The following is a 2,875-nucleotide window of genomic DNA, read 5'->3' as shown; positions in this document are numbered from 1 at the left end:
GTAAGCGTCCGAACTACACCGCCTTGCAACTCAAACCTTCATCCGTTTAAACCACTGATTCACATGCTCGCAATCAAAGACCGCAGGATCAAAAACATCCCCATGCCATTCAACCATGTTGTCATGCTCTGGATGATTGGGGTCGGCCATCGCCGCCAAAAAGTCCTCATAGCCAGGCCCGCCACCCACGTCTTCCGGTGGGCAAGCATTGGCACCATCGATGCAATACGGCACCTGAGGACAGGCAATAGCGGGTAACGTTTTTTCGACCTTGATACTGTGATGCCAGCTGTCACCAAAGTCGTAGAGATAATCGAATGTCCGCTTTCCGTTCAGCGCCTTGATCAGCGTTTTACGAGCTTCTGGGTTAACCGTCGGCCCCCAGCCATCGGGGTCAGGCATACCATAACGCTCACCGGCAATTTCAAACTCATGCAGATGGCTATCACTCCAGCCCATCACGACCTGGATGACAGGGTGCAGTTTGCCCAGGGTAATGTTTTCAGGCACCGCGAACCGGCGCCAAATAGTGGGAGTGATCCACTTCAACTCAATGTGCAGCAGCAACAGGTCGCAGGCGGGTTTGGGTAAACGGACAATTTCAACCATGGATCAAGCGGCCTCGCAGTGTTCAGGATGCTTCAAGGAAATATTCCAGGGCAGCAACTCGTCCACCCGATTGACCGGGTGATCGGCGATGCGCTCCAGAACATAGGTCAAATAGGCTTGCGGATTCAGGTCGTTGAGTTTGGCCGAGCCCACGAGGCTGTAAATCGCAGACGCTCGTTCGCCACCGGCATCGGAACCGACGAACAGATAATTTTTGCGCCCCAAAGCGACGGCACGCAGCGCTCGCTCGGCAGCGTTGTTATCGATTTCGATCCGACCGTCATCGCAGTAGCGCTCCAAGGCCTGCCACCGATTCAAGGCATAGAAGATCGCACCGCCCAAGGCCGATTTCTTCGACAACTGAGTCAGCGTCTGGTTAAGCCAGTCGTGTAATTGTTGCAGCAGCGGACTGGCCCGGCTTTGTCTAACCGTTTTTCGCAAGTCGGGCGGTTGCCCTCGAATTTCGCTCTCGATGGCATACAGGGCAGCAATTCTTTGCAGCGCTTCGCCAGCAAGTGGTGAAGCCTGGTCTTTGTAGACATCGTAAAACTTACGGCGGGCGTGAGCCCAGCAGGCGGCTTCCTGGATAGTGCCTGTCGCGTATAGCTGAGCAAAACCAGCGTAGCCGTCAGCCTGCAAGATCCCGCTGAAGTCCTTGAGATGAGCGCGGGGATGTTGCCCCTTGCGATCCGGCGAGTAGGCAAACCAGACCGCCGCCGACGTCGTGTAACCGGCAGGTCGGTCGTCCCGCACGTATGTCCAGAGGCGAGCCGTTCTGGTTTTGCCGTTGCCCGGCGCAAGCACGCCAATTGGCGTGTCATCGGCATGGACTTTATGACCGCTCATTACATGGCGCTCAAGCGCGTTGACCAGCGGCCTGAGCAACTGGCTGCTCTGGCCTACCCAGTCGGCCAGAGTTGAGCGCTCCAGATCCACGCCCTCACGGGCGTAGATCTCAGACTGGCGATACAGAGGCAGATGATCGACAAATTTGGAGACAAGCACGTGAGCCAGCAGCCCGGGACCTGCAAGGCCTCGGAGTATCGGGCGGCTCGGTGCAGGCACTTGGGCAATGTGTTCGCAGCAACTGCAAACCATTTTCGGGCGCACATGTCGGATCACTTTAAAACGCGCCGGGACGTACTCCAGCACCTCAGACACATCCTCACCCAATTGGCGCAGCTTCCCACCGCAGCCAGAGCATTGTGATTCAGGCTGATGAACGTGGATTTCGCGAGGCAGGTGTTCAGGCAACGGCTTGCGCCGAGAGACGATGCGAGGGGGCGGTTCGGTTGGCGGCGTCAGTTCAGTCTGGCTGACTTGCAACTCTTCAAGGCTCAACTGGAGTTGGTCGATCATTGCGTCCAATTGCTCGGAACTGCGACCGAACTGCATACGACGCAGCTTGGCGATCATCATTTTCAAGCGCTCAATCTCTGCTCGCTGGGCAGAGACCAGAGCTTTCAAGGCTTGAAGATCGTCAGGCAGGGAGTCGGTCGCGAGCGTCATGACCGAATGTTACTTGGGATTTTTTCAGTGTGGCAAGTCAGACCGCGAGAACGGGTGCTGTACGAATTGGCCTGCGCCAATCAATGCCTTCCAACAGCATCGACAATTGTGCACTGGTCAGCGACACGCTACCGCTGGTTGCCTGTGGCCAGACAAATCGTCCTTGTTCAAGACGCTTGCAAAACAGGCACAACCCGTCGCCGTCCCACCACAACAGTTTGATCCGATCACCGCGCCGTCCGCGAAAGGCAAAGATCTGACCGGAGAACGGGTCGGCCTCCAGCTGCGTTTGTACCAACGCTGCCAATCCGTCGAAGCCACGGCGCATGTCGGTGATGCCAGCGGCAATCCAGATACGGGTTCCAGCGGGCGGGGTAATCATCGCAATAACTGCTGCAAGACAAATTGCAGCGTCTGCGGATCGGGTGCGCCTGTGATACGCAGCTTGGCTTTTCCTACCTCAACTGCGATCTCGGAATGACCCTCTGCCTGTGGCTGGACGACTTGCGGCAGATCGATTGGCGCCTCAATCACCTGGACGGGCAAAAGCGTTGTGCTCTGGGTAACGGCGCCGAACAACCCTTGCTGATATTGATGCCGCCAGCGAAAAACCAGGTTGGCATTGACGTCATGTTCGCGGGCGATCAGCGACACCGAAGCGCCTGGCTGGAAGGTGGCTTCGACGACTTGACGTTTAAAGTCCAATGGAAAGTTAGGTCTGCGACCGGCTCGACGGGTTAGGGAAAAAGTATTCAAG

At 56.7% G+C, this 2,875-nt stretch carries 4 protein-coding genes; all 4 read right to left on the bottom strand.

Annotated elements, in window-relative coordinates; translation table 11 throughout:
• Positions 1–30: 30 nt before the first annotated feature.
• Positions 31–609, bottom strand: a complete 579-nt coding sequence (locus ALO43_RS23440; protein WP_054998144.1) for a plasmid pRiA4b ORF-3 family protein — start codon at positions 607–609, stop codon at positions 31–33.
• A 3-nt stretch (positions 610–612) separates the two neighbouring features.
• On the bottom strand, positions 613–2,118 hold the full coding sequence (tnpC, locus tag ALO43_RS23435; RefSeq protein ID WP_054998143.1) for an IS66 family transposase: 1,506 nt from the start codon (positions 2,116–2,118) through the stop codon (positions 613–615).
• A gap of 37 nt (positions 2,119–2,155) precedes the next feature.
• Entirely contained in the window at positions 2,156–2,500 is a 345-nt protein-coding gene (tnpB, locus tag ALO43_RS23430; protein WP_054998142.1) for an IS66 family insertion sequence element accessory protein TnpB, read from the bottom strand.
• A partial coding sequence (gene tnpA / locus ALO43_RS32205; protein ID WP_162235619.1) for an IS66-like element accessory protein TnpA occupies positions 2,497–2,875 on the bottom strand: 379 nt, incomplete at its 5' end. The genes tnpB and tnpA, both read right to left, overlap by 4 nt.

The organism is Pseudomonas tremae (genome assembly GCF_001401155.1).
Classification (GTDB): Bacteria; Pseudomonadota; Gammaproteobacteria; order Pseudomonadales; family Pseudomonadaceae; genus Aquipseudomonas; species Aquipseudomonas tremae.
Note: the sequence above shows the minus strand (reverse complement) of the source record. Positions and strands in the feature narration are given on the sequence as shown.